Annotated in this window: 1 protein-coding gene and 1 pseudogene; both read left to right on the top strand. The window is 52.8% G+C overall.

The features are described from left to right. Nucleotides 1–239 (top strand): annotated as a pseudogene (locus ALO43_RS24140) (DEAD/DEAH box helicase); the annotation flags it as partial. 63 nt (nucleotides 240–302) lie between these two features. After that, nucleotides 303–388: LysR family transcriptional regulator (locus ALO43_RS30470; RefSeq protein WP_162235624.1), on the top strand; the 86-nt coding region annotated here is incomplete at its 3' end.

The following is a 388-nucleotide window of genomic DNA, read 5'->3' as shown; positions in this document are numbered from 1 at the left end:
TTTACGTACAGAGCCTAGTACTCGAAATCAGCGCCTCTCAGGAAAGCGTGCTGACAGCACTGGGCAGGATTGCGGAACTGGACGCAACCAACGTGGAACCACTGCTGAAAGATGTGAAGAATCTGATACGGGAGAAGTGGGACTGGGCCCTGCCAAATTCGTTGCTGATCAAATCATTTGCCTCCAGCCAGCTTGATATACCGAACGCGATTGCGCTTGCGAAGACCTTGACGGCCTGACTGCCCTGCCCGCGCAACCTGATATATTGATGTCCATACCGAATCAATAATCCTGGTCATGCAATGCCCATCAATTTCGACCTAAACGACCTCCAGGCATTTCGTGCCGTGGTCGAGAATGGCAGCTTCCGCAAGGCCGCTGAAACCGT

Origin of the sequence: Pseudomonas tremae (assembly GCF_001401155.1) — a bacterium.
Taxonomy (GTDB): domain Bacteria; phylum Pseudomonadota; class Gammaproteobacteria; order Pseudomonadales; family Pseudomonadaceae; genus Aquipseudomonas; species Aquipseudomonas tremae.
This window is presented reverse-complemented; position numbering and strand designations above follow the sequence as displayed.